The organism is Gynuella sunshinyii YC6258 (assembly GCF_000940805.1).
GTDB lineage: Bacteria > Pseudomonadota > Gammaproteobacteria > Pseudomonadales > Natronospirillaceae > Gynuella > Gynuella sunshinyii.
Genome location: NZ_CP007142.1, coordinates 3274811 through 3301190 on the forward strand (window position 1 = coordinate 3274811; position 26380 = coordinate 3301190).

17 protein-coding genes are annotated in these 26380 nt (G+C 48.6%); 9 read left to right on the forward strand and 8 right to left on the reverse strand.

The genetic code is table 11. The features are described from left to right. The first annotated feature begins 63 nt into the window (after window positions 1-63). The gene (locus YC6258_RS14220) at window positions 64-1446 is read left to right on the forward strand and encodes a formimidoylglutamate deiminase (protein ID WP_044617568.1); all 1383 of its coding nucleotides are present in this window, start codon (window positions 64-66) and stop codon (window positions 1444-1446) included. A 361-nt stretch (window positions 1447-1807) separates the two neighbouring features. On the opposite strand, the gene YC6258_RS14225 is transcribed toward YC6258_RS14220, so the two are convergent. Both YC6258_RS14225 and YC6258_RS14230 read right to left on the reverse strand, forming a co-directional pair. Next, a complete protein-coding gene (locus YC6258_RS14225; protein ID WP_044617569.1) occupies window positions 1808-2527 on the reverse strand; it encodes a YebC/PmpR family DNA-binding transcriptional regulator in 720 nt (239 codons plus the stop codon). 228 nt (window positions 2528-2755) lie between these two features. Then, entirely contained in the window at window positions 2756-3721 is a 966-nt protein-coding gene (locus YC6258_RS14230) for a transposase (protein ID WP_052830295.1), read from the reverse strand. Window positions 3722-4403: 682 nt separating this feature from the next. On the opposite strand from YC6258_RS14230, the gene YC6258_RS14235 reads away from it, so the two are divergent. Continuing rightward, window positions 4404-5675, forward strand: a complete 1272-nt coding sequence (locus YC6258_RS14235) for a bifunctional O-acetylhomoserine aminocarboxypropyltransferase/cysteine synthase (RefSeq protein WP_044617570.1) — start codon at window positions 4404-4406, stop codon at window positions 5673-5675. A gap of 378 nt (window positions 5676-6053) precedes the next feature. On the opposite strand, the gene YC6258_RS14240 is transcribed toward YC6258_RS14235, so the two are convergent. Both YC6258_RS14240 and katG read right to left on the reverse strand, forming a co-directional pair. After that, complete coding sequence (locus YC6258_RS14240) at window positions 6054-7688, reverse strand: pectate lyase (RefSeq protein WP_052830296.1); 1635 nt, start codon at window positions 7686-7688, stop codon at window positions 6054-6056. 175 nt (window positions 7689-7863) lie between these two features. After that, window positions 7864-10083: a catalase/peroxidase HPI gene (gene katG, locus YC6258_RS14245; protein WP_044617572.1), complete on the reverse strand. Its 2220-nt coding sequence runs from the start codon at window positions 10081-10083 to the stop codon at window positions 7864-7866. Between the two features lie 534 nt (window positions 10084-10617). Here katG and YC6258_RS14250 point away from each other — a divergent pair. Both YC6258_RS14250 and YC6258_RS14255 read left to right on the forward strand, forming a co-directional pair. Beyond that, entirely contained in the window at window positions 10618-11847 is a 1230-nt protein-coding gene (locus YC6258_RS14250) for an exonuclease SbcCD subunit D C-terminal domain-containing protein (RefSeq protein WP_044617573.1), read from the forward strand. 10 nt (window positions 11848-11857) lie between these two features. Further along, the gene (locus YC6258_RS14255) at window positions 11858-15106 is read left to right on the forward strand and encodes an AAA family ATPase (RefSeq protein ID WP_044617574.1); all 3249 of its coding nucleotides are present in this window, start codon (window positions 11858-11860) and stop codon (window positions 15104-15106) included. A 72-nt stretch (window positions 15107-15178) separates the two neighbouring features. On the opposite strand, the gene metH is transcribed toward YC6258_RS14255, so the two are convergent. After that, entirely contained in the window at window positions 15179-18874 is a 3696-nt protein-coding gene (gene metH / locus YC6258_RS14260; protein WP_044617575.1) for a methionine synthase, read from the reverse strand. Between the two features lie 200 nt (window positions 18875-19074). On the opposite strand from metH, the gene nfuA reads away from it, so the two are divergent. After that, the gene (gene nfuA / locus YC6258_RS14265; protein WP_044617576.1) at window positions 19075-19665 is read left to right on the forward strand and encodes a Fe-S biogenesis protein NfuA; all 591 of its coding nucleotides are present in this window, start codon (window positions 19075-19077) and stop codon (window positions 19663-19665) included. Between the two features lie 31 nt (window positions 19666-19696). On the opposite strand, the gene YC6258_RS14270 is transcribed toward nfuA, so the two are convergent. Next, entirely contained in the window at window positions 19697-20308 is a 612-nt protein-coding gene (locus YC6258_RS14270; protein WP_044617577.1) for a DNA-J related domain-containing protein, read from the reverse strand. After that, window positions 20305-21129: a DUF1853 family protein gene (locus YC6258_RS27350; RefSeq protein WP_082070726.1), complete on the reverse strand. Its 825-nt coding sequence runs from the start codon at window positions 21127-21129 to the stop codon at window positions 20305-20307. Before YC6258_RS27350 ends, YC6258_RS14270 begins: the two co-directional genes overlap by 4 nt. A gap of 43 nt (window positions 21130-21172) precedes the next feature. On the opposite strand from YC6258_RS27350, the gene YC6258_RS14280 reads away from it, so the two are divergent. The 4 genes from YC6258_RS14280 to pepN all read left to right on the forward strand — a co-directional run bounded on the left by YC6258_RS14280 (window position 21173) and on the right by pepN (window position 25914). Next, window positions 21173-22060, forward strand: a complete 888-nt coding sequence (locus tag YC6258_RS14280) for an NAD(+) kinase (protein ID WP_044617578.1) — start codon at window positions 21173-21175, stop codon at window positions 22058-22060. Between the two features lie 61 nt (window positions 22061-22121). Then, window positions 22122-22388 carry a DUF1315 family protein gene (locus YC6258_RS14285; protein ID WP_044617579.1) on the forward strand — a complete coding sequence of 89 codons (267 nt, stop codon included), beginning with the start codon at window positions 22122-22124 and terminating at the stop codon, window positions 22386-22388. After that, window positions 22385-23254 carry a DUF2797 domain-containing protein gene (locus tag YC6258_RS14290; RefSeq protein WP_211264527.1) on the forward strand — a complete coding sequence of 290 codons (870 nt, stop codon included), beginning with the start codon at window positions 22385-22387 and terminating at the stop codon, window positions 23252-23254. The genes YC6258_RS14285 and YC6258_RS14290 overlap by 4 nt, the downstream gene beginning before the upstream one ends. A gap of 14 nt (window positions 23255-23268) precedes the next feature. Continuing rightward, a complete protein-coding gene (gene pepN / locus YC6258_RS14295) occupies window positions 23269-25914 on the forward strand; it encodes an aminopeptidase N (protein WP_044617580.1) in 2646 nt (881 codons plus the stop codon). A 76-nt stretch (window positions 25915-25990) separates the two neighbouring features. Here the strand turns inward: pepN and rmf are convergent, their stop codons facing one another. Beyond that, window positions 25991-26203 (reverse strand): ribosome modulation factor, encoded by a 213-nt coding sequence (rmf, locus tag YC6258_RS14300; protein ID WP_044617581.1) that lies wholly within the window; start codon window positions 26201-26203, stop codon window positions 25991-25993. Window positions 26204-26380: the final 177 nt, after the last annotated feature.

Sequence of the window (26380 nt, forward strand, 5' to 3'; positions counted from 1 at the left end):
TACTTATCTAAAACAATCATAAGTTGTATATACAATTTAATTTTATAAAAACATGAGTTGATTATGTCTCATCAATTTTTTGCCCCCAGGGCTCTGCTGCCGAATGGTTGGGCCAACCACGTTTTGATGAAAGTGGAGGACGGTGTATTTACTCACCTGCAACCGGACACCCATCTTTCGCATTTAGTGGACACCCACTTCGATGGATCGGTGACAGTATTGGCAGGGCCAGTGTTGCCGACTGTAGCTAACCTGCACTCTCATGCTTTTCAACGCCTGATGGCAGGAATGGCGGAGGTGGCTATCCAGCCGCAGGACAGTTTCTGGAGTTGGCGCGATGCGATGTACCGGCTGGTAGCGGAGGTTTCAGTGGACGATCTCGAAACGATCGCCAGTTGGCTTTATATCGAGTTGTTGAAAGGAGGCTATTCGCAGGTTGCCGAATTTCATTACCTTCATCATCTGATTGGGTCATTAAGAAGGTCGGGTACAGAGATGGGGGAGAGTCTGATACGTGCAGCGGATCAGGTGGGTATCGGCCTCACGCTTTTGCCTGCGCTATATCAGTATGGAGGCTTTGCCGAGCAATCACCGAGTCGTGGACAGCGGCGATTTATTCAGTCGACTTCGGAGTATATGGCTCAGTATCAGCAATATCAGTTACTGCTGCAGGGGCATTCGTTACACCGGCTGGGTATTTGTTTTCATTCCCTGCGGGCCGTTTCTTTAACAGCAATTGATCAGGTTCTGGCGCAGCTTCACAGTGACGAACCGATACATATTCATATCGCTGAACAGCAAAAGGAAGTCGATGATTGTCTGAACTGGTCTGGAAAGCGACCTGTAGAGTTATTATTGGAGCGTTTCGCGGTCAATTCGTGTTGGAGTCTGATTCATGCGACCCATTTGACTTCAAAAGAGATGAACGATCTGGCATGTAGTGGTGCTGTAGCAGGTATTTGTCCTACTACCGAGGCTAATCTGGGAGATGGTATTTTTCCGGCGACTGAGTTTGAACAAGCTGGTGGTCTGTGGGGGGTGGGTTCTGACAGTCATGTCAGTACGTCGCTGCAAGAGGAGTTACGGTGGTTTGAATATGGTCAGCGTTTGCAACAACAGAGGCGTAATCGGCTTTGGTCACCTTCAGAACCCAGGGTCGGAGATCATCTGCTGCAGATGGCATTGGCTGGAGGTAACCGGGCCTGTGGTGTCCAGCTTGGGTTGAGTATAGGTGGTCGGGCGGACTTTATGGTTTGGGATGAGCAGCAACCTTTTGTGCGTTACAGCCGGTCAGAGGATTTGTTGAATCGATGGTTGTTCGCAATGAATGTCTCTCCTATTCGGGATGTGTATGTGGCGGGCGAATGTCAGATTCAAGAAGGCCGACATAGGCTGGAAGATGAAATTAACCTTCAGTTTGGTGAGTTGCTGAGACGATTTTTTTGAGGTTCTCATTATAGTGAAGGGTGACTTGAGAGTTCATTTTCTTGCGATTGCGCTCGCTAATGTTATGAGTGTTCAATCTATGTTCATTGATTTGGTATTTGATGGAATCGCTGGCTCGGTGGCTACTATTCGATAGGCATGCTATGTCTGCAATGAGCTTATAGGACACCCGTTGCAAGTATTTCAGATTGAAATGATTTATTCGGTGGGTGTCCATCAATGAATGAGATTGACTGGACACCCACCTGAGTAAAACATGGCTTCGCAATATATGGTGATCGATTAAATTAAGATCAGTGTTTAAGCAAATAGTTGACAGCACAGGAAAATCCTCGCTGTCATATTTTGTTGAAATGATGGTTTAGGCATTCTCAACATTGTGATAGACCTGTTGGACATCATCCAGGTCGTTGAGTATTGCCAGAAACCTTTCGAACAAGGCCACATCATCTCCACTAATGGTTGTATAAGTCTGTGGCACAAATTGGATTTCATCCACTTCAAAGTCCACATCAGGAATCAGGTCCTGCAAGGCCTGTTTGGCTTTGAAGTATTCTGTGTTGGGGGCAAATACTGAGAGCTTGCCATCTTCGTTTTCGATGTCGGTAACGTCCACGTCTGCTTCCATCAGCGCTTCCAGTACTGCTTCTTCATCTTCATAACTGAATACGAAGATCGCCAAGTGGTCAAACATGTGGCTGACACTTCCCTGAGTTCCGATTTTACACTTGGTCTTGGTAAATGCTTGGCGAACATCGCCAAAAGTGCGGTTGGGATTGTCAGTCAGACATTCAATAATTGCCATTGAACCACCCGGGCCGTAACCCTCATACCGCGCGGATGAATAATCTTCACCTCCACCACCTTTGGCTTTATCGATTGCCTTCTCGATGACATGTGCTGGTACTTGTTCTTTCTTGGCTCGGTCAATCAGGCTTCGAAGTGCGAGATTTCCAGCAGGGTCAATGCCCCCAGCCTTGGCACAGACATACAACTCCCGACCATAGCGGCTGTATAGCTTTGCCTTCATATCTGATGTTTTTGCCATCGACTCTTTGCGATTTTGATACGCGCGACCCATACGGTGGATGCTCCATAGAAAAGAAGGCGCGATTTTACTGACAAGCGTTGAATAATGAAAAGAGAAAAGGATATAAAAGCAAGACAGACTCTAAAGAACTTTTTTATATGAAGTTCGTGACAGAAAAAGACTCAGTGCGCCTAGATATGGAAAAATGAGTTTTCAGTATCACAGTTTGAAACCGTACGTTTGGTAGTTTGGTTATGCTGTTTTGATTGAGCTGTCATTTTACCCTGCTAACAAGTTAGGTGGCATTCGACTCAGGTTGAAACAGTCTTTGATTCTTTCAAACGATGATTTTTGACCGGCAAAACATTTGAACTGTTTTTCAAAACGTTGGGTCAAACGATGCCATTGCGCCTCCGAGATATCCAGACGTGTAAGTATCGGTGGTTGTTGGTTATCAATGAACCCCGGTTTGTCTTCCCGCATGGCTCGTCCGGTCCAATCCACCAGTTCCAGATAATCTTTGATCGAAAAAGGTATGCCTTCCGGCATCTCTTGTTTGATATGACCGATAAATGGCATGAGCTCACTCGGTTGTTGACGGTTGTTCTGGATGGATAGGATACGTTTTTGAATCGAAGTGTGATCGGAGGTTTCAGGAGTGGCTGCGATGTTGGCCCGGACGGGATTGAGATCGACATAGGCCATGCAGGCCATGAGTGCTTTTTCGTCCAGTAATGCCTGGGATTTAAACCGGCCTTCCCAAAAACGGCCGGTGCACTGATCTTCCTGATTAGCTCGGCGGGCAATTCCTTCGTTTAACACCGCCATGAAACGACTGATGGAGGTTAATGTTTCGCGCCATTGTTCGACCAATGTCATTAATATTTTCTCCTCAGCCGGAGAGAAACGATCACCGTTAAGGTAACGATGACTCAAGGGAACGCCTTTGTAGAGGCGATGCCAGCGGGTAATAACCTCTTCCATCGACCATTGTTCGCTTTGCCTGAGATTAACATGGAGTACCACATGCACGTGGTTGGTCATGACGGCATAGGCACAGATATCAATGGCGAAAATCTCACTCAGCCATAACAAGCGGTCTTCGACCCATTGACGGCGATGTTCGTAGCTGGTTTGAGTGAGAGGATCGAAACCACAGAGAAAAGCCCGCCGGACACAACGGGAGATACAGTGATAGTACGGGGTGGCATCGAGTGATATTTGCGACTTCCTTGATCGGGCCATAGCTGTATCCTGATAAATATACAGTATCGAATAATGCCTGCTATCGGAAAATTGATCAAGTTTTAAAGTTAACATGAGTGCCTATGATCAATACCATACCAGAATCATTGGGTGTCCAATAAATAGCCAGAGTGAGTGTCGGCTAAGCAATGCCTCAAAGAAACCCACAAACGGTGCCTCTGGAATAAAAGGTGATGGCGTTTAAGATAGGGTTAGGTGGGTGTCCTATTTACTGATGCCTGCTATCGGAAAATTGATCAAGCCTTAACATGGGTGTCTCCTGAAAGTGTGGGTGTCCCCTGAAATTTTAAACAGCTTCCATGACAGACGCCGGATATAATGTCTTCGTGACCGTCATTTCATCATGAGCTCATGTGACAGGAAGGACCAGGGCTAGACATATTTGAAAGTCTCTCAGTATTGAGGGGTTGGGTCGATTTTGTTTGATAGTCCGGGGGCGTCCATATATGTCCTGTTTAACCTTGTCGCCTCAATAATCAGTGCAGTTGTCTGAACGAATAGGGAGGTATATGGGGAGATGGGAACTGTCTGCTAAACTGTGTTCTTCTGTTGATCTGGCTGTTAGCCATCGCGGATACGTTTGTATGGTGCGACGATACTCAATCAGAACGAGTATGGGGTTAACCAAAATCAAATAACGATAAAGACAAGGCAAGGTAGTATGAAAATTGAGACACAGGCGATTCATGCAGGATTTAATGATGATCCAACCACCCGGGCGGTGGCGGTGCCGATATATCAGACGACATCATACAGTTTTCGCGATACTCAGCACGGTGCCGATCTGTTTGATCTGAAAGAACCGGGTAACATTTATTCCCGGATCATGAATCCCACTAACGATGTGCTCGAACAGCGTATAGCGGCGATGGAAGGAGGAATAGCAGGGTTGTGTATGGCATCCGGCATGGCCGCCATTACTGCCTCCATTCAGACTTTAGCCGCTGCGGGAGATAATATTGTTTCTGTCAGTCAGCTCTATGGCGGTACCTATAATCTCTTTGCTCATACATTTCCACAGCAGGGCATTGAAGCTCGTATGGCGCCAGGCAGTGATATCGATGCTCTGGAAGCCTTGATTGATGACAAAACCAAGGCCTTGTTTTGCGAGTCCATTGGCAACCCGGCTGGAAACGTGGTGGATCTTAAAGCTCTGTCAGATATGGCACATCGTCATGGCGTGCCCGTGATCGTTGATAATACTGTTGCTACGCCATACCTGTGCCGGCCGTTTGAGCATGGTGCTGACATCGTGGTGCACTCTCTGACGAAGTACATCGGCGGCCATGGTACGACCGTTGGGGGTATGATTGTCGATTCCGGTAAATTCCCCTGGAAAGACAATCCGAGATTTCCGCGCTTCAATGAACCAGACCCCTCATATCATGGTGTAGTGTATACCGAGGCCCTGGGTGAGGCGGCATTTATTGGCCGAGCCAGAGTGGTGCCATTGAGAAATATGGGGGCAGCATTATCACCCATGAATGCGTTTTTGATTCTACAAGGATTGGAAACTCTGGCATTGCGGATGGATCGTCATGTGCAAAACGCGCAGCAAGTGGCTGAATATCTGAGCAGCCATAAACAGGTTGCCTGGGTTAATTACGCAGGACTGAGTGATAGCCAGTACCATGAAGTGGCTCAACGTATGCTGAATGGCAAACCTTCCGCCATTCTGAGCTTTGGTATCAAGGGTGGGGCAGAAGCGGGTGCACGTTTCATTGATGCATTACAAATGATCAAACGGCTGGTGAACATTGGTGATGCCAAATCCCTGGCCTGTCACCCGGCTACGACGACCCATCGTCAGCTCAATGAAGAAGAACTTAAAGCGGCAGGCGTCAGCAGTGACCTGGTCAGACTTTCTATCGGTATCGAGCATGTCGAAGACATTATTGCCGATATCGAACAGGCTCTTACTGCAGCCAGCTAAGTTAAAAAAGTGAGGATGCTTCGTTAGGGAGGCATCCGTTTTATTGGATTCAATGAGATACCTATTTAATTGCCGCCCCAAGAAATCTGGCGGTATCGCGTGGAACCCCGAATCGTCAGACCGCTTGATTAATCGGAGCTAGCATTGGCTGTGGCCAATGGTGTGGTCCGACACCTCGGTGCATTCCTGCATCACACTATTAACCTGATATGTATACTTGCCGGGTTAATATTCACAAAAAAACTGTTTTTGTTATTGAGATCACAACCGGTCAATTGGTAGCCCTTGTGCCGATAAAGCCGGCTTTTCCAAAAAAAGGTTGAGCCTTTGTTGTGTCTTCTGCCCGTGCTCACCAACCTAACCAGTTAGATGCTCATGCTATTTCTGCCGGGAATAAATGGCTTTGATATCCATTGTATTTTTGCAACTACCGTCTGGCATCATCATGTCTCCATGAATGTATCCGCCACGGCTTCGGTAGACCGGTATCTGATCATGTTGATCCTGTGTGGCGGCAATTAGGCTGAGCAATGCCAGTGGTTCGATGTCATCGAAGCGACAGTGAATGTGGTCTTTGCTGGCAATAAACAAGCCTCGGTTGGCGCTGCGTTTGAATAAGTTGTCCCCAAGTTTTTGAGCCAGGCTCAGATAGCTTTGATTCCCCGTGGCCCGGTGCATTTCCAGTACGGCCAGTAATAAGAGTGTTTCGTCGGCGGTGGTATCGAGTTTGACCTGTGGTGAACTGGGCGTCCAGTCACCGAGTTCAAAGTGTTTTGCCATGGCACAGATGGCTGGCCAGAGTATTTCGCTCCGTGTTTCCACCCAATTGGTGACACAGGCCAGAAAAACATGAACAGGAAGTGGCCTGCGGGTAAATGGAGTACCTTTGTGGCCATAATAACCATAGCGAGGAATGTGATGTCCGGTCAGGTCTTTTCCATCGGCAAACATGGGTTTGATTTCATTGTTGTCCGGATCATAGGCGTAGTGAATCCACGCTTCCAGTCCTTCAGTGGTCCACGTAAGCAATTGCTGGCCTTTATCACCGAGTTCCCGGGCGAGCAATGTCTGGGTCAGTGCACAATCTCCGTAAATTCCTTCCGGTCCATTTAAAGCTTCTTCATCCATTTTGAACAGGACCCAGGCTTCTTTGGCAACATCACCGTATTCCGGACCAAACTGTCGCTGGGCGCGATCCCCCCAAAATGAAAAGGTGTACTGAGGGTGGTTTTCATCGCTGGGTGCCTCAGCTGTCTTGGCGGGGCGATTGTACTGGTAGCAACCCAGTTTGGTATCAGGGTAACGGCTATTGACATACTGGCGCATGAGGAACTCTGCCCATGACAGCGCCTCCTGATCCTGGTCCAGTTTGTAGAGCATTCCAGCGCTAAAGATCAGGTCATTACCAATGTTAATAAATGACAGGCCTTTCATCTCCCGTAATGGTTCAAGGTCAGCATGCCGGGGTTTATTCCAGAAATCGTGTTCGTCGAATGTTTTACCGTATTCACCATGACGGGACATCTCCAGATTGTCCCAATTGCTGACATGGCTGTTCCAGATTGCTTTGATCAGTCGTCGTGTGGCAGCAGCATCGGTTTCATACATCAGCTCATAAAAAGGGCAGTGATGCTTAAGTTCATGCAGCATATTTTTATTTTCCGGACCCACGGCCTGCAGTGTTTTGAGGTCCAGAAAGGAATGGCCGCCCCAACGTATCAAACCGCTTTTGTCAGCATGCTTAAAATGCCAGGCGATTGCATCTTTGGCGGCCTGTCGGTATTGAGACTTGCCAGTAAGGGCAGTCAGTCCACTCAGAAACCGGAACAGGTTCTGTTGGCTGGCGATATTTGAAGGCTCCCAGGGGGTGCCGTCAGTGTTTTGCCAGATAACGGGGTTGCCGGTGAAGCTGTCACAACCGTCAAAAAAAAGCGGTGTGCCGTGATATGGATCGCGATAGCGCTCCAGCAGAGTATCTGCGTATTGGATGAGATATTGAAGAACTTGTTGCATGTAAACAGCCTGAGGTATTGAAGCGGTGCACAGGTGTTGATTTTGTCATGTCTGGCGGGAGAGATTAAGCGGAAAGTGGTGATTTTGCCGTTTTTTATACCTGCTTGTGACCACTGTCAGGAAGTGGAAAAATTGCGGCGCAAAAAAGCGCCGCGTTTTAAAAAAAGCGGAACGCTTAGAGATCAAATCGATCGAGTTTCATCACTTTGGTCCATGCGGCCACAAAGTCATCGACAAATTTCTGACCGGCATCATCAGATGCATAGACTTCCGCGACAGCACGTAACTCGGAGTGTGAGCCAAAAATCAGATCCACGGGTGTGGCTTTCCATTTCAGCGTATTGGTTTCACGGTCGCGACCTTCATAAATGCCTTCCATGTCTGAGGATTTACTCCACTTGGTTGACATATCCAGCAAATTCACAAAAAAGTCATTGCTCAGGGTTCCGGGACGGTCAGTGAATACGCCATATTCAGAGCCATCGCTGTTAGCATCCAGCGCTCGCATTCCACCGACCAACACCGTCATTTCGGGTACGGTCAACGTTAGCAGGTTGGCTTTGTCGACCAGCATTCGGGTCGGCGACATCGGGCTGCGGTCATCATAGTAGTTACGGAAAGCATCAGCTTTGGGTTCGAGTACTGCAAACGAATGCACATCTGTCTGTTCCTGGGTAGCATCTGCACGGCCAGGGGTAAACGGTACCTCGACTTGGTAACCACCTTGCTGCGCGGCCTGTTCGATGGCGGTGTCACCACCAAGTACAATCAGATCTGCCATGGAGATTTTTCGTTTTCCGGATTTTTGATTGAAATTTTCCTGAATACTCTCCAGGCGGCTGAGCACTTTCTTTAACTCATCCGGATTGTTGGCCGACCAGTTGATTTGTGGCTGCAGACGAATACGGGCGCCATTTGCTCCACCACGCATGTCGGTTCCGCGGAAGCTGGATGCTGATGCCCAGGCTGTTCTGATCAGTTCTGGCCCGGTGAGTCCGGAGTTAAGAATCTGATTTTTCAACTTGGAAATATCTTTTTCATTGACCAGTTTATAATCAACTGCCGGGATAGGATCCTGCCAGATTAATGCCTCTTTAGGGGCATCGGGTCCAAGGTAACGGCTCCGTGGTCCCATATCCCGGTGAGTCAGTTTGAACCAGGCTTTGGCGAATGCCAGTTGATATTGCTGCGGATCTTTGTGGAACCGCTCCGCAATCTTCCGATAGGCTGGATCTTCTTTCAGGGCCAGGTCGGTGGTAAACATGATCGGTGCGTGGCGTTTGCTGGGGTCGTGCGCATCAGGCGTCAGATTGGCTGCCTGTCCGTTCGCAGGAATCCACTGTGTTGCGCCAGCCGGGCTTTTGGTTTGCACCCAGTCATAACCAAACAGGTTGTCCAGGTATTGAGTTGTCCAGGCAACCGGGTTAGCTGACCATGAACCTTCCAGGCCACTGGTCACGGTATCCGCTCCTGTGCCGCTGCCACATTTATTTTTCCAGCCCAGTCCCTGATCTTCTATTGCAGCGGCTGCCGGAGCTTCTCCCAGACAATCCGCTTTCCCATTTCCATGGGCCTTCCCAAAAGTATGGCCTCCGGCGATCAAAGCCACCGTTTCTTCGTCATTCATTGCCATGCGACCAAAGGTTTCACGGATGTCCCTGGCAGCCAGCAAAGGGTCAGGATTGCCACCTGGGCCTTCGGGATTTACGTAAATCAAGCCCATTTGTACAGCTGCAAGTGGATCTTCCAGTTTCCGGTCACCGCTGTAACGGTCTTCATCACCGAGCCATTTCTTTTCTGAGCCCCAGTAAACCATATCTGGTTCCCAATCATCTTCCCGGCCACCGGCAAAGCCAAATGTCTTAAAGCCCATGGATTCAAGAGACACATTCCCGGTCAGGACCATCAGGTCGGCCCAGGAAATTTTCCGCCCATATTTTTGTTTGATCGGCCATAACAGTCGACGTGCTTTGTCGAGGTTAACGTTGTCAGGCCAACTATTCAGAGGTTCGAAACGCTGCTGACCACCAGCGGCACCGCCGCGACCGTCTCCCATTCGGTAGACACCGGCGCTATGCCATGCCATGCGGATAAAAAACGGCCCATAATTTCCGTAATCAGATGGCCACCAGTCTTGTGAGGTGGTCAACAGTTTTTTGATGTCTTCTTTAACCGCATCCAGATCCAGGCTGTTGAATTCTTTGACGTAGTCAAAACCATCGCCCATTGGATTGGATTCAGAATCGTGCTGCCGGAGCGGGCTGAGGTCCAGTTTTTCCGGCCACCAGAACTTATTGTCAGTTGCATGTTCCTGGGCAGTGGCAGAACTGGAAATGAGGATTGGAGAAGTTGATATTGCTAACGCAGCCACAAAAGGGATCGTACTTTTTAGCATTTGGGTTAACCTTTAAGTAGAGACGAAAGGTATATCACCACGATACATCGAGTACTTTTATAAAAGTACCAATCGAAATTACCGAACGTCAGAGTTGCATTAAAAAAGTAGTTACTTGTTAGCCAGGGATTTTCATAAATTTTTCTTAACAAATGTTAAGTGAATATGAATTTAATGGTGCCAAAAGATACCCTTGTGTTAATAGTTTTTATGTATGGCAATTTTCCTTCCCAAGCAATTTCAGAATAACACTATATTTGCCTGATACCAATATGCAGAAAAACAAGAATCAATGAATTACCAGGTCTTTGAACGACGGAAATTTATGGCATATAAAATTATAATAATTAATTTGATAACTTTATTTTCAATGTGATGTCAAGCCGTCAAAAGGATGATTTCTTAACCGGTCTACTGGTTCTTTTGAAGGAGCTAAAACAGTAACCATTTGACTATTGCTGGTTTGAGCTCATGTTCTGATTGGTTTATAAAGCCTGCTTTAATTTAAAATTTGGTCAGCGTGGAAATCAAATCATGAGAATTCTTCACACCTCCGATTGGCATCTTGGACGTTCGCTTTATGGCCGTAAACGTTACGACGAGTTTTCCGCCTTTTTGGACTGGTTAATGGTCATCATAGAGCAGGAGAAGATAAATGCCTTGCTGGTGGCAGGCGATGTGTTTGATACCACGACCCCAAGTCATCGGGCGCAATCGTTGTATTATCGGTTTTTATGCCAGGTAGCCGCATCCTGCTGCCGACATGTCGTGGTGATCGCCGGCAATCATGACTCGCCTTCGTTTTTGGAGGCGCCACGGGAATTACTCAAGATACTGAACGTACACGTGATTGGTGCGGTCACAGAGTCATTGGAAGATGAGGTTCTGCTGTTATCCGATGGGCAGAGGCCTGAGGCGATTGTCTGTGCTGTTCCTTATTTGCGCGATAAAGATGTACGGACTGCAATGCCAGGTGAAACCATTGATGATAAAAACCGCCACTTGCTGGATGGTATTCGTAAACACTATGAAAATGTATGTGCATTGGCTGTGCAAAAAAGAGCCTCGCTAGAGGACACCCATGTGCCGATCATAGCGATGGGGCATTTATTTACGGCAGGTGGTACTACCATGGATGGTGATGGCGTTCGTGAACTGTATGTTGGATCGCTGGCGCATATCGAAAAAAGTATCTTTCCATCATCCATAGATTATCTGGCTTTGGGGCATTTGCATGTGCCTCAAAAGGTGGGGGATGAGGACCATCTTCGTTACAGTGGATCACCCATTCCAATGGGATTTGGTGAAGCAAATCAACAGAAACAGGTCATTGTGATTGAAGCGAAGCCAAACGACCTTGGTATCAAGGAAATATCTGTTCCATGTTTTCAGCCCTTGGTCCGAATTGTGGGGGCACGGCAGGATATTGTGAATCGTCTTCAGCAACTGGTGGAAGAACATAGTAATGCCTGGTTGGAAATCGAATATACCGGGCAGGAGGTCATTGGTGATTTGCGCGCAGTCGTGGATGAAATCTTGTCTGGTTCTCTGATGGAAGTCCGCAGAATTAAAAACCGTCGCATGGTAGATAGAATCATGCAGACGGTGGTTGAAGAAGAAATGCTGGATGACCTGAATGAAGGTGAGGTTTTTGTCCGTTGCCTGGACGCCCATGACATACCGGAAGAGCAGCGGCCGATATTGACGGACTGCTATCAGGAAATAGTTCAGTCTCTGCACGATGCAGACAAGCAGGCGGAGTAGGGCCGCTGATATGAAAATACTGGAACTCAGATTTCAAAACCTTAATTCCCTTTACGGTGAATGGAAGATCGATTTTACCGATCCGGAATATGTGTCCAACGGCATTTTTGCGCTCGTTGGTCCAACCGGTGCTGGAAAATCCACGATTCTGGATGCCATCTGTCTGGCGTTATATGGTCGAACTCCCAGGCTTGGCAATATCACCAAAAGCACCAATGGCATCATGTCGCGACAAACTTCTGAATGCTACGCCGAAGTGGTGTTCGAAACTCAGACCGGTGTGTTTCGTTGTAAATGGACACAGCGCCGGGCGCGACGTAAAGCCGATGGTGCACTACAGACACCTGAGCATCAAATTGCCAATGCCGGGAATGGCCAGTTGCTGGAAACCAAAAAAAGTCAGGTGGCCGCGGTCATTGAAGCCTGTACCGGCATGGATTTCGATCGTTTCACCCGGTCCATTCTGCTGGCTCAGGGTGGTTTTGATACATTTCTGAAAGCGGATGCAGAACAGAAGTCGAAGATTCTGGAGCAGATTACCGGCACTGGCATTTATACCGATATATCCCGCATGACCCATGAACGTCAACGACAGGAGCAGGAAAAACTGACGCTGCTGCAGGCCGAGACCAAGAGCATAGTGATACTGACACCGGAGAAGGAAATGGAAATCCGGCAGACTCTGCATGACCAACAGCAAAAGCACAGTGTCGTGAACCGACAGTTAACTGAAGTCCGTCAGGCCATTGGCTGGTGGCAGGGGATCGAAACGCTGCGGCAGGAACTACGGAGTCTGATGGATGAACAGCAACAACTAAAGGCGCAGATTGAGACCTTTACACCGCAACAGGAGCGACTGAATCGAGCTCTAAAGGCTGCTACTTTAGACGGACAATATGCCACTCTGACTGCTGAGCGCAGAAATCAGGCCGATGATCAGGCGGCCCTATCGAGCTTGCAGAAGCGGATGCCAGAACTGGAAAAGATGGTAAAAAATCGGGAAGAGGCATGGCGTGCCGCCGAACAGAATACGGTGGCCGCCAGAACCTGTTTGACCGAAGCAATGCCGCTGCTGAACCAGGTTCGGGCACTGGATCAGAGCCTGAAAGACAAAGCAAATAACCTCGCTGAAGCCGATGAGGCGATCAGGGGAATGCTGGCTGATATCAATGTCCATGAACAGCAACGTACGGAGTATCAGCAGCGCTACGATCAGAGCGTCCAACAGCTGCAACAGATTGAGCAATATTGCGCTGACCATTGTCGCGATGAGTCGCTGGTCAATGGGCTGGCCGGCATCGAGGTGCAGTTTGCGGATCTGCTCAAGCAGCGAGGAGAATTGCAGCGGCTTCGTGAACAGCAGCAACAGACCAGGGAGCAAGTGGAAAAATACAGACGGACGCAGGCGCAGTGCCAGCAGCAGGATGACCTCTCGGCTCAGAAGCTGAAAGAAGCACAGGCAGCCTTGCAGACAGGAAAAGAAAAGCGCGATCAGCTTTTGGCCGGACGCCTGCTGCGAGAGCACCGGGCTGAAAGAGACGCATTACAAACGCAATTAATACTACAGAATCGCATTGCCGATTTGGAAGAGTATCGGCAGTCATTGGAAGATGGTAAACCCTGTCCGCTTTGTGGTGCGACAGCGCATCCTTACGCTGAGGGCAATGTTCCTTCGAGTAATGATACCGAGAAACGTATTGCCGAATTGCAAAACCTAATCACTCAAGTGGAAGCGCAGGAAGAGATTCTCGAACAGCTGGCGCAGAGGGTGCAGCAGGTCGCTATCGAACAGCGACAGGCTGAGCAGGCTTTAGTGGATGCTCGTCACCATCTATCTTCGGCCGAAAAAAGCCTGGCTGAAATCACCGACCGATTGAGTCGGATGCAGGCCGGGTACGATACCCAGAGCCAGACTGTTGTAGCGCCATTGCAGACTTATGGCGTGACAGAGCTGGGAGACGATGTGGGTGGGCTGTTGCAGTCTCTGCGTAAACGGGCTGAGGAATGGCAGCAGCATATCAAGGAGAAAAACAGACTCGAAAATGCCATGACTGAGCTAAAAAGTGAGCTTAAGTCCATTGATGTTTTGATGGCCTCACAGCATCAGGCCTTGCAAGGGCAGCAACAAAAACGCGAGGCACTTAAACAGCAGTCTCACGATATCCAGACTCAGCGGCAGCAGTTGTTCGGCAATAAACAGCCCGATGCTGAGCAGATATCTCTGCAACATGCGATTGATCAGGCCATTGCTGTAGAAAAGAACCTCGGAAATGAGCAGCATGAACTGCAACGGCAACTGACAGAAGCCAATACCCGTATCAATTCCCTGAGTCAGACGATTGAAAAACGAAAGCTGGAATTACAGGAAGCAGAAGCATCACTGTTAGAAGCCTTGCATCAAGCTGGTTTTATGGATGAAAACGAGCTCGCAGCTGCCCGTTGCAGTATTGACGAGCGAGAGGCATTAACGCAGCAGGCAAAACAGTTGGAAGAACGTCAGGTTCTGCTGACGGATCGAAAGCAGGACCGGGAAGCGCGATTGGCGGCCGAGCAGGCCAAACAATTGACTGAACAGACTCCTGAACAATTGCAGTCCCGGATACAGGAACTGGAGCAAAATGGGCAACAACTAAACGAGCGAATAGCCTCTTTGGCTCACCAGCTTCGCATTCATTCCGAGGCTCAAGAACGGTTTAAAACAGCACAGGTGGACATCCAGGCGCAGACAACGGAATGCGAGCGCTGGAATCAGCTGCACAGTCTGATCGGTTCTGCCGATGGCAAAAAATACCGGAATTTTGCCCAGGGACTGACTTTTGAACTATTGGTTTCCCATGCCAATCGTCAACTCGAAAAGATGACCGACCGATACTTATTACTGCGGGATAGCGAACAACCGCTGGAACTTAATGTGCTGGATAATTATCAGGCGGGTGAGGTCCGTTCTACCCGTAACCTTTCCGGGGGTGAGAGTTTTATTGTCAGTCTGGCGCTGGCGCTTGGGTTGTCCATGATGGCCAGTCGTAAAGTGAGGGTGGATTCGATGTTTCTGGATGAAGGATTTGGAACACTGGATGAAGATACCCTGGATACTGCATTGGAAACGCTGTCGGGCGTGCAGCAGGGGGGTAAGCTTATCGGAGTGATCTCTCACGTTCCGGCATTAAAAGAGCGTATTGGTACTCAAATTCAGGTTTCTCCTTTGTCCGGAGGTAAGAGCGCACTGAATGGTCCCGGATGCAGTCATTTGTTTGATTGAGCGTGAAGAATTTTGAACTCAGATAAAACAGCCTTCCCAGAGGAAGGCTGTCAGATGTTTCAGCAGGGTTGATCAGTCTGGTTCATAACCGAGATTGGGTGCCAGCCAACGTTCCAGTATTTTAACCTCCATACCTTTACGTTCGGCCAGATCACGAACCTGGTCACGATCGATTTTACCAACTCCGAAATACTTCGACTCCGGATGACTGAAGTACCACCCGGATACCGCTGCTGCCGGTGTCATGGCAAAGCTTCCGGTCAATTCCACGCCGGTATGTTCTGTGGCATTGAGCAGATTGAACAACGCTGCTTTTTCGGTGTGATCCGGACAGGCCGGGTAACCCGGAGCCGGGCGAACGCCCTGATAGCGCTCCTTGATCAACTCTTCATTATTAAATTGTTGATGGTTATAACCCCAATATTCCGTACGTACCCGCTCATGCATTCTTTCCGCGAATGCTTCTGCGAAACGATCGGCCAGAGCTTTGACCATAATGGCGTTGTAATCATCGTGTTGTGCTTCATATTGCTTAGCCAATGCTTCCGCACCAATGCCGGCTGTCACGACAAAACCGCCGATATAATCTGGTTTGCTGTGTTCCGGAGCGACGAAATCGGCCAGTGAATAGGCTGGCTGACCCTCAGCTTTGGTCTGTTGTTGACGCAGATGATGCAAGGTGGTCATGACTTCATCGCGTGATTCATCTCGATAAACCACGACATCATCGGCACCACGGCGATTGGCCGGCCACAGGCCGATCACTGCGCGGGCTTTGATCAGTTTCTGTTCCACCAGTTGCTTCAGCATCGCCTGGGCATCGTGGAATAATTTGGTTGCCTCTTCGCCGACCACTTCATCGGTCAGGATTTTTGGATATTTGCCGTGTAATTCCCAGGTCATGAAGAACGGTGTCCAGTCGATGTAGTCCACCAGTTCTGCCAATGGATAATCGTCAAATACGTGAATCCCGGGTTGATTCGGAACCGGTGGCGTATATTCCTGCCAGTTCAGTGTCAGAGCATTTTCTTTGGCCTGACCGTAAGGCAGCAGCGATTTGGCTTTACGGTTTTTATTACGCTCCCGCACCATTTCATATTCTTTGCGGCGTTCATCCAGATATACCGGTTTGAGTTCGGCACTGGTCAGGGAGGTAGCGACAGACACCGCGCGCGAGGCATCGGTTACGTACACCACCCCGTCATTCTGGTATTGCGGCTCGATTTTTACCGCAGTATGGGCTTTGGACGTTGTCGCACCACCGATCATCAATGGCACTTTGAAGTCCAGGCGTTGCATCTCTTTGGCAACGTGCACCATTTCGTCGAGAGAAGGTGTGATCAGGCCGCTCAGGCCGATGATGTCGACATCTTTTTCCTTGGCTACCTGCAGTATTTTTTCCGCCGGCACCATGACGCCGAGATCAATGACTTCGAAGTTATTACACTGCAATACCACGCCAACGATGTTTTTGCCGATGTCGTGGACATCGCCTTTGACGGTTGCCATGAGTACTTTCCCTTTGGCTTTGGCATCGCTGGATTTTTCTGCCTCGATAAACGGAATCAAATGAGCCACCGCCTGTTTCATGACCCGAGCGGATTTTACGACCTGAGGCAGAAACATTTTGCCGGAACCGAACAGATCGCCCACCACGTTCATGCCATCCATCAATGGCCCTTCAATGACTTCGATCGGGTGATTGACCTGTAGCCGGCATTCTTCCGTATCTTCAAGAATATGACTGGTAATCCCTTTGACTAACGCGTGTTCAATGCGCTTGGTGACTGGCAGGCTGCGCCATTCCAGATCCTCTTTTTTGACGGTGGTGCCGTCACCGCGATACTGTTCGGCGATTTCCAGCAGACGGTCCGTGGCATCCGGGCGGCGGTTCAGCACCACATCTTCCACCCGTTCTTTCAGTTCGGCGGGGATGTCGTCATATACCACCAGCTGACCGGCATTGACGATACCCATATTCATCCCGGCTTTAACTGCGTGGTACAGGAACACTGAGTGGATGGCTTCGCGCACCGGATTATTGCCCCGGAATGAAAACGATACGTTGGAAACACCACCGCTAATCGATGCATGGGGCAGGTTCTGGCGGATATAGCGGGTGGCTTCGATGAAATCCACCGCATAATTGTTGTGCTCTTCAATACCGGTTGCCACGGCAAAGATGTTTGGATCGAAGATAATGTCCTGCGGAGGGAAACCGATATTGATCAAAGTGTTGTAGCTGCGGGTACAGATATCGATTTTGCGTTCGATGGTATCGGCCTGACCGGTTTCATCAAACGCCATAACCACGACGGCCGCGCCATACTTCATGCATTCTCTGGCATGATGCAGGAACGCTTCCTCGCCTTCCTTCAACGAGATGGAGTTGACGATAGATTTGCCCTGAATGCATTTTAGACCGGCTTCGATTACCTCCCATTTGGAGGAGTCCACCATAATCGGCACTTTGGCAATATCCGGCTCCGAGGCAATCAGTTTGCAGAATTTCTCCATTGCCGCTTTGGAATCGAGCATGCCCTCATCCATGTTGATGTCGATGACCTGAGCGCCGTTTTCCACCTGGTCGCGAGCGACATCAAGCGCCTCGTCAAACTGTTCTTCCACGATCAGGCGTTTAAATTTGGCAGAACCTGTGACATTGGTGCGCTCGCCGACGTTTACAAATAATGTCTGCTCATTGAATTTGAACGGTTCCAGTCCGGATAACTCCAGCGAAACTTCCGGGCTGGCAATGGTGCGTGGCGGGAAATCCTTGACGGTTTCGGCAATGGCTCTGATGTGCGCCGGTGTTGTACCGCAGCAGCCACCGACAATATTCAGAAAACCACTTTGGGCAAATTCACGGATCACATCGGCCATCTGCTCCGGTGTTTCATCATATTCGCCAAATTCATTGGGAAGACCTGCATTGGGGTGGGCGGAAACATGGGTATTGGCATTGGTGGCCAGTACTTCCACATATGGCCGTAGTTCCTGGGCACCCAGGGCACAGTTCAGCCCCACGCTGACTGGATTGGCATGTTGAATCGAATACCAGAATGCTTCGGTCATCTGTCCGGACAGCGTTCTTCCGGAAGCATCGGTAATGGTTCCGGAAATCATGATTGGCAGCTCAATCTGGCGCTGCTCGAACACGGTTTTGATCGCATAAATTGCCGCTTTGGCGTTCAGGGTATCGAAAGAGGTTTCGATCATCAGCAGGTCGGCATCGCCATCGATCAGACCATTGGCAGCTTCGCTGTAAAGTTCGACCATTTCATCGAAACTGGCATTACGCGCTGCCGGGTTATTGACATCAGGAGAAATGGACAGGGTTTTACCGGTCGGCCCCAAAACACCAACGACCCAACGGGGTTTGTCAGGATTTTTTTCGGTATATTCGTCACAAACAGAGCGCGCCAGCAGGGCACTGGCTTTATTGAGTTCGTAAGCATGTGCCTGCATGCCGTAGTCGCTTTGCGATGCGGTATTGGCATTAAAGGTATTGGTTTCGATAATATCGGAACCCGCTTCCAGGTAGGCTTTATGGATGCCACGAATAACCTGGGGCTGAGTGATTGAGAGCAGATCGTTGTTGCCTTTAAGGTCGCTGGGATGATCCACGAACCGCTCGCCACGGTAATCTTTCTCTTCCAGTCGGTAACTTTGAATCATGGAGCCCATGGCACCATCGAGAATGAGGATCCGCTGTTTTAGAGCTTGATAAAACTGTTCGATACGCTGCTGGCGTTTGTTTTGACTCATGAGAATGGCGTCTCTTTGGTTTACATTGGGCAATAGCGCAAAAGTATATCAAAAAAAATTGATATAGATCTCCCGGTAGTATGAAATTTATTGTTTGGCAGCTTGAAATCCTGTCATAGAAACCTGATTGTTTTAGTCTGTTATTTTGTTGTTCTGAGTTATGTTTTAGAATAACGTCACATTTCAATAAGTGAGTTTTTATGAGTATCGATATCCGAATCAGCGAGGCAGCTCAAAGTTATCTCGCTGAGTTATTGGCCAAGCAGAACGTTGAAGGTATTGCGGTCAGGATGTTTGTCACCCAGCCGGGAACCCGTTATGCGGAGACCTGTCTGGCCTACTGCAAGCCAGGCGAAGAAAAGCCTTCAGACGAAAAACTGGTGTTGGAAAAAATCTCTGTTTATCTGGATGAGCCGAGCCTGCCTTACCTGGAAGAGGCGGTGGTGGACTTTCAGCAGGAGAAAATGGGTGGACAGCTGACGATCAAGGCCCCCAATGCCAAGATGCCGAAAGTGACATCTGACAGTCCTTTGAGCGAGCAGATCAAATACCTCCTGTATACCGAAATCAATCCGGGCCTGGCGGCACATGGCGGTGAGATCTCGCTGGAGGAACTGACGGCAGATAATGTGGCCATCTTGCGCTTTGGTGGCGGTTGTCAGGGATGTTCGGCAGTGGATATGACCCTCAAAGACGGAGTCGAAAAAACGCTGCTTGAGCGTTTACCGGATTTGAAGGGTGTGCGGGATGTGACAGACCATACCGTCACCGAAAACGCTTACTACCAGTAAGCCGTCTGCCAGGCCGTTATTCAACGGCCTTTTATCCGTTCTTTTTATAGAGAGTCTTCAGTGTGCTGTAGGCTTCGAGTACGGGTTTTAGTTTTTCTGCATCTCCGCCTTTGTCCGGGTGGTGCTGGTTCGCCAGTGAACGGAACCGCTGTTTAATGTCCTCCCAGTTGCATGGGTAGCTCAGTCCCAATACTTTGAAGGCATCTTCTCCGGCCCAATGAGCCTTGGCATTGCGCCAGAAGCTCTTAATCAGGTCGTCGACATTTTCCCGGCTGGTTGAGTTGAAGTTGCTGAAGTCGAGATAATATTCTTTGGCGTGGTTGAAATCTGTCATGGCCTGCAGGTGTAGCGTGCTATTAAAAGGATAAAGGCAGATGTCGATTGGGCCGATGATCAGATGGCCATTCTGATTAAGCCACAGAATATCCTGCAGCTGATACAGGGCATTAAACAGGATGAAGTGGGTTTGAAACAGAATCAGCGAGTCTGCCAGATTTTTTTTGGGAAAAACGCCTTCAAACTCCGTATCCAGATAATTGATCAGTTCAATTTCCTTCATGCCACTAGGATGGGCGCGTAACGTTGTTTCGATGGCAACCAGCAGGTTGGGGTGCAAAGGGTTTTTAATGGTCTGTGCAGTCATACCGTTTGTCCGTTGTTCTGTTCTTCAATGTTTTGCAGCCAGATTTCCGGCACCAGAAATTGACGCTGCCCATTGTGATTGATCATGATCGGGTACCCCTCAACGGTTTCGAAAGAATAATCCGTTTCCATGGCAATGGGGTCAAGCCAGCTGGATTTGTCCAGATATGCCCTGCCGTATGGCCACTTGGCCGCGAGTTCCCAGTTGCCGGTCTGGATCGCCGGGTTTACATAGTCCGGCAGCAGGCACTGTCCTTCATAACCAAACAGCCAGCCTTTAGCATGCATGGCACTGGCCAGGTTTTGTGAAATTCCGTAATGATCCAACTGTGACCGTGCAGCCGGGTGCTCATGGAGTCGCAATTGATGGTTTTTCATGCGCAGATATTTTTGCAGCAGCGTATCGCGGACATCCGGGCCGTACCATCCCCAGGGAGTCTGAAGGTAAAATTTGACTGCGGCCTCAATGTGCCAGGCTTGGCCGTCAGGCAGGTATAGAGCAATAAAATCGAGTTCGCCGATTGTTCGGTTGTCGTCATGGATCTGGATGTTTCGACCCAGCAGTTGCCACTCAGGATGATCTATCAGATAACGTTCAAGCAGTTGCTCAAAGCGAAACCCCAGGCGCCGGGGAAATTCAGGGTCATCTGATTCCAACTGGTCCAGCCTCCATAGCCACTCAATGCTCCAGGCGTCTGGGCGAAATGGTGAAGGGTAGTACAAAAAAAGATCAGGACTGAACAGGGACCAGGCCAGTTGTCGTGTCCAGGATTGTTGTAATCGGGGAATCAATTGCCCCATATCTGACTTTACGCATTTCATTACGGTATGATGCCACGAAAGAACACTTGGTTAGAGCAAATTTATGTCTCATTTTTCGCGTGTCGGTATTCTGGGTCGTTTGGGTAATGATAATGTCTTAAATACTCTGAAGAACCTGATTCAATTGCTGAGTGACCGGCAAATCCCCTTTAAAATTGAAGATTTATTAAAGAACACTCTGAGAAACGAAGATGTGGATTATGCCACCAGAGCAGAGCTGGGTGCTTTTGCCGATTTGATCATTGTTGTCGGAGGCGATGGGACGCTACTCGGTGCCGCGCGTGATATGGCGATTTATGATCTCCCGGTGCTCGGAATTAACCGTGGGCGTCTGGGTTTTTTGACCGATATTATGCCGGACCAGATGGAAATGGTGGTTAGCGATGTGTTCTCCGGTAATTTTATCGAAGAACAGCGTTTCCTGTTGGAAGTTAAAGTGCGAAGAGGTGGCGAGTGGGTCGGCAGCTCTGCAGCCATGAATGACATTGTGCTTCACCCCGGTCAGTCAATCCGAATGATAGAGTTTGAGCTCTTGATTGACGGTCAGTTCGTCTACAGTCAACGCTCCGATGGACTCATTGTTTCGACACCCACGGGTTCCACGGCTTATGCCTTGTCTGCCGGTGGTCCGCTTATGCATCCCAAATTGAATGCCATTGTGCTGGTGCCCATGTTTCCGCACACGTTGACCAGTCGGCCATTGGTCGTGGATGGTGATGCGGCCGTATGTGTCCGCATCGGCTATGAAAATGATCTGGCACCCCAGGTCAGTTGTGATGCTCAGAATCATCTGGTGACTTTGCAGGGCGATGAACTGCATATCAGCAAGATGTCCCATAGTCTCAGACTGCTGCATCCTAAGAACTACGATTACTACGAGATTTGTCGTACCAAACTGGGCTGGGGCAGCCGTCTGGGGAACGATGGCTGATCATCACTTTAACCGGGGTTTATGTTAGCATCGCGCAAAATCAAAACAGGTTAAAACCCCGATGGATTACAATACTCTCATCAATCAGATGACCCCCGAAATATACCAAACCCTGAAGAGCAGCCTGGAGCTGAGCAAGTGGCCCAATGGTCAGCGGATGTCCGAGCAGCAGAAGGAATCCTGCATGGAGGCAATCATTGCTTATGAATATCGGTTTAAGAATGAACAGGAGCGCACCGGTTATATTGAGAAGGGTAAAAAGATTACTCAGCAGGGTGTTCAGGAAAGTCCAATCAATTTGATTGATATTCTCCAGGAGGGGTCATGAACGGCGATCTTTTTGCTTCAGAAGAGATGGTCAGTCATGGAGAGTTTGTACTCGATAAAATGGAAACCCGCCTCACCGCCGATAATCTGGTGCGCTATGAGCTGGTGTCGGGTGACCGCCGCGTAGCCTTGAATGATTTTCTTGGAAAGTCTGTTGAAGTTCACTTTAGTGGCAGGATTTTCTGCTGTTACTGTGGTCAGGAAACCAACAAGAGCTTTGGGCAGGGATATTGCTATAAGCATTTTATGGCGCTGGCACAGTGCGATGCCTGCATGATGAGTCCAGAAAAATGCCACATTGGCCAGGGCACCTGTCGGGAGCCGGAATGGGCCGAAAACGTCTGCCTGCAGCCACACTATGTGTATCTTGCCAATGCCTCTGATCTCAAAGTGGGGATTACCCGGGCAGGACAGCTGCCGACCCGATGGATCGATCAGGGTGCGGTGCAGGCGATGCCAGTCGCACGGGTATCGAGCCGTTATTTGTCCGGTTTGGTAGAGGTGACTTTCAAGCAGAAGGTTGCCGACAAAACCAACTGGCGCGCGATGTTGAAAGGGGATAATGCAGACATTGATCTGCATGCCCGTCGTGATGAGTTGTTTGCGGATTTGAAGCCTCAGCTTGATGAACTTATTCAGCAATATGGGCGGCAGCATATCCAACTGATTCATCACAGTGAGATACAGGAAATTCGTTATCCGGTACAGCGTTATCCGGAGAAAATCAGTAGTTTTAATCTGGACAAACAGTCTCTGGTTGCCGGTTTCCTGCAAGGTATCAAAGGTCAATATCTGATTTTTGATACGGGTGTTATAAATGTCCGCCGGCATACCGGCTATCAGGTTGAACTGAGAATCCAGGCCTAAATTGAGGTTGTTTAATGAGCCAAACTGAACCAAAGACCATTTATTTGAAAGATTATCAGGTGCCTGACCATCTGGTGGATGAGATATTCATGAATGTGAATATCGAAGAGTCGTTTACGATTATCGAAGCCTCGCTGAAAATCAGGCGAAACCCTGAAGCAAGTAGTAATAAGGCCCCCCTGTGCCTGTATGGTGCCGACCTGGAGACTTTAGCAATAGCCGTTGATGGGCGCGAACTTTCAGCCTCAGAATATCGTGTTGAAGAAGAAAAACTGTTGATCAGCGACGTACCTGAGTCATTCGAAATCTTCACTCAAGTGAAAATCTATCCGGATAAGAATACCAGTCTGGAAGGCTTTTATTTGTCCGGCAGCATGTTATGTACCCAGTGTGAAGCCGAAGGTTTCCGCAAAATTACCTGGTATCCTGATCGTCCTGATGTGATGGCGGTATTTACCACTCGATTGGAAGCCGACAAGAAAAAGTTTCCGGTATTGCTGGCCAATGGTAATCCGACTGAAAAAGGTGATCTTGATAACGGCAGGCACTTTGCCACTTGGCACGACCCCTTCAAAAAGCCCAGTTACCTGTTTGCCATGGTGGCCGGTGACCTGGTGAAGAGCGAGAGTCAATTTACCACTTGCTCCGGCCGGGTCATCGACATTCATGTTTTTGTCGAACAGCACAATGCGGCAAAGACAGACTTTGCCCATGGTGCTCTGCATCGTTCCATGCGTTGGGATGAAGAGCGTTTCGGCCGTGAATATGACCTGGATCTGTTTATGATCGTGGCTTCTGACTTCTTTAATATGGGAGCCATGGAAAACAAAGGTTTGAATATCTTTAACTCCTCAGCTGTGCTGGCAAATGAAAAAACCACTACGGATGAGGCATTCGAGCGCATTGAATCCATTATCGGCCATGAATATTTTCACAACTGGTCCGGGAATCGGGTTACCTGTCGTGACTGGTTTCAGTTAAGTCTGAAAGAAGGATTTACGGTTTTTCGTGATGCTGAGTTCACTGCTGATCTGCATTCCCGTGCGGTCAAACGTGTTGATGACGTAACAATTTTGAAGACCATGCAGTTTGCCCAGGATGCTGGTGCCATGGCGCATCCGGTTCGTCCCAGCAGCTATATTGAAATCAATAACTTTTATACCCTCACTGTTTATGAGAAAGGCGCCGAAGTTGTTCGCATGATACATACTTTGCTGGGGGGTGAGTTGTTCCGTAAAGGTTGTGATCACTATTTTGATCACAACGATGGTAAGGCGGCGACCATTGAAGATTTTATTGCCAGTATGCATGCGGTCAGTGGCTTTGACTTTACTCAGTTTATGCTCTGGTATGAACAGGCTGGAACCCCAGTGGTGGAAGTCAGTTCCCAATATGATGAAGCCTCTGGTCAATATGAATTAACTTTTAAGCAGACAGTTCCGGATACCCATGGTCAGACTGGCAAAAAACCGATGCTCATTCCTGTGAAACTCGGATTGTTGGATGAACAGGGAAATGACATTGCGCTGGATATTGAGCCTTCTGAACAGTTCAATCCAATGACTTCGGTACTTTCCGTGACTCAGGCTGAGCAGACCTTTGTATGTAAACAGGTTCCAGCACGACCTGTGCCATCATTGTTAAGGGATTTTTCCGCACCGGTGGAGCTGAAATATGCTTATAGTCGTCAGGAGCTGGCGTTCCTGATGGCTAATGACAGCAATGAATTTAATCGTTGGGATGCTGCGCAACGATTGATGGTTGATGTATTGCTTGAGCAGATCAAAGGTTTTAAGGATGTGGCGAAAGTGGCAGTTGCTGATGAGCTGTTGGCAGCGGTGGCAGCAGTATTGTCCGATCAGACCATGGATCTCGCTATAAAAGCCCGTATGCTGGTTTTGCCGGCGGAGCAATATCTGTTTGAACTGATGAATCCGGCAGATGTGGATATCATTCATCAGGTGCGTGAGGCGGTTGCCAATGCGATTGCCCGCCGCTATCAGGCAGAGTTCAGGGATCTGTATCAGCAACTTAACCAAAATAAACCATATGCCTTCAATTTTCAGGATGCTTCTGAGCGCAGCCTGAAAAATATTGCTCTGAGCTACTGGGTTCGTAGTTCTGATCCCTCAGCGATGACGGCGGTAGAGACTCAGTATCGGGAAAGCGGTAACTTTACTGACCGTTCGCGGGCGTTGGGTCTTATTGTTGACTATGCAGCGATGGACGTTCGCCAGCAATATTTGGATGAGTTTCTGGCGCAGTGGAAGCATGATCCGCTAATGGTGCAATACTGGTTCGGATTGCAGGCTGGTAGTGAGAAAACGGATCTGGCCGCTATTCAAACGCTCGAAAATAATACTTATTTTGATATCAAGAACCCAAATATTGTGCGTCATCTGATTGGTGCCTTTGCCAATCGAAACCTGGTGCAATTTCACAAAACAGATGGTAGTGGATATCGTTTTCTGGCGGATAAAATTATTCAGTTGAACAAATCAAATCCGCAAATTGCTTCTCGTATATGCTCTGTGTTTCAAGGGTTGCCACGGCATACTCCTGAGCGTCAAAAGCTTATGAGAGTGGAATTAAGCCGTATAAAGAGTGAGCCGAAGCTGAGTACAGACGTCTTCGAAATTATTGATCGAATTTTGTCCTGAGTATTTGTATCTGCTCAGAAAAAGAAAAAGCGCCAATAAGGCGCTTTTTCTTTCCAAATCTGATTGAGTAACAGAATTACCGCATGGTGATTTCTGCTATTCGATGAATACCGCGGACTCCGGTGAGACCATCCCAGTTATCCACTCGTCCTTCCCGCCAGCCATTCAGCCATTCCTGATGTTCAGTAGGATTTACTTTGGGACAACTATCTTTCGACTTTCCTTCAACACCTGCCATATAGCCTTTTTGAAATGCTCTCTCCATACGATCACGCTTTTGTCTTCTCATAAACTGACCTCTTGTGTCTATTTGGGTATCTTCAGTTTGTGATAAGGGCCTTAAGCCCCGCTGTCACACTAAAACTCAAATCATGTCGGGTCGATGAATTTTTTATTCTAAATATCGTTTTATTAAAAGCTGAAAGAATATTGCAATATTTATATGGTAGAGCCGGCCATGTTTCAA

Bases quoted from the DNA above. Each gene is read 5' to 3' on its own strand.
- YC6258_RS14240 (WP_052830296.1), bottom strand. From the start codon at position 7,688: ATGCAACAAGTTCTTCAATATCTCATCCAATACGCAGATACTCTGCTG.
- YC6258_RS14255 (WP_044617574.1), top strand. From the start codon at position 11,858: ATGAAAATACTGGAACTCAGATTTCAAAACCTTAATTCCCTTTACGGT.
- YC6258_RS14285 (WP_044617579.1), top strand. From the start codon at position 22,122: ATGGATTACAATACTCTCATCAATCAGATGACCCCCGAAATATACCAA.
- YC6258_RS14290 (WP_211264527.1), top strand. From the start codon at position 22,385: ATGAACGGCGATCTTTTTGCTTCAGAAGAGATGGTCAGTCATGGAGAG.
- YC6258_RS14280 (WP_044617578.1), top strand. From the start codon at position 21,173: ATGTCTCATTTTTCGCGTGTCGGTATTCTGGGTCGTTTGGGTAATGAT.
- rmf (WP_044617581.1), bottom strand. From the start codon at position 26,203: ATGAGAAGACAAAAGCGTGATCGTATGGAGAGAGCATTTCAAAAAGGC.
- YC6258_RS14230 (WP_052830295.1), bottom strand. From the start codon at position 3,721: ATGGCCCGATCAAGGAAGTCGCAAATATCACTCGATGCCACCCCGTAC.
- nfuA (WP_044617576.1), top strand. From the start codon at position 19,075: ATGAGTATCGATATCCGAATCAGCGAGGCAGCTCAAAGTTATCTCGCT.
- katG (WP_044617572.1), bottom strand. From the start codon at position 10,083: ATGCTAAAAAGTACGATCCCTTTTGTGGCTGCGTTAGCAATATCAACT.
- metH (WP_044617575.1), bottom strand. From the start codon at position 18,874: ATGAGTCAAAACAAACGCCAGCAGCGTATCGAACAGTTTTATCAAGCT.
- YC6258_RS14270 (WP_044617577.1), bottom strand. From the start codon at position 20,308: ATGACTGCACAGACCATTAAAAACCCTTTGCACCCCAACCTGCTGGTT.
- YC6258_RS14235 (WP_044617570.1), top strand. From the start codon at position 4,404: ATGAAAATTGAGACACAGGCGATTCATGCAGGATTTAATGATGATCCA.
- pepN (WP_044617580.1), top strand. From the start codon at position 23,269: ATGAGCCAAACTGAACCAAAGACCATTTATTTGAAAGATTATCAGGTG.
- YC6258_RS14220 (WP_044617568.1), top strand. From the start codon at position 64: ATGTCTCATCAATTTTTTGCCCCCAGGGCTCTGCTGCCGAATGGTTGG.
- YC6258_RS27350 (WP_082070726.1), bottom strand. From the start codon at position 21,129: ATGAAATGCGTAAAGTCAGATATGGGGCAATTGATTCCCCGATTACAA.
- YC6258_RS14250 (WP_044617573.1), top strand. From the start codon at position 10,618: ATGAGAATTCTTCACACCTCCGATTGGCATCTTGGACGTTCGCTTTAT.
- YC6258_RS14225 (WP_044617569.1), bottom strand. From the start codon at position 2,527: ATGGGTCGCGCGTATCAAAATCGCAAAGAGTCGATGGCAAAAACATCA.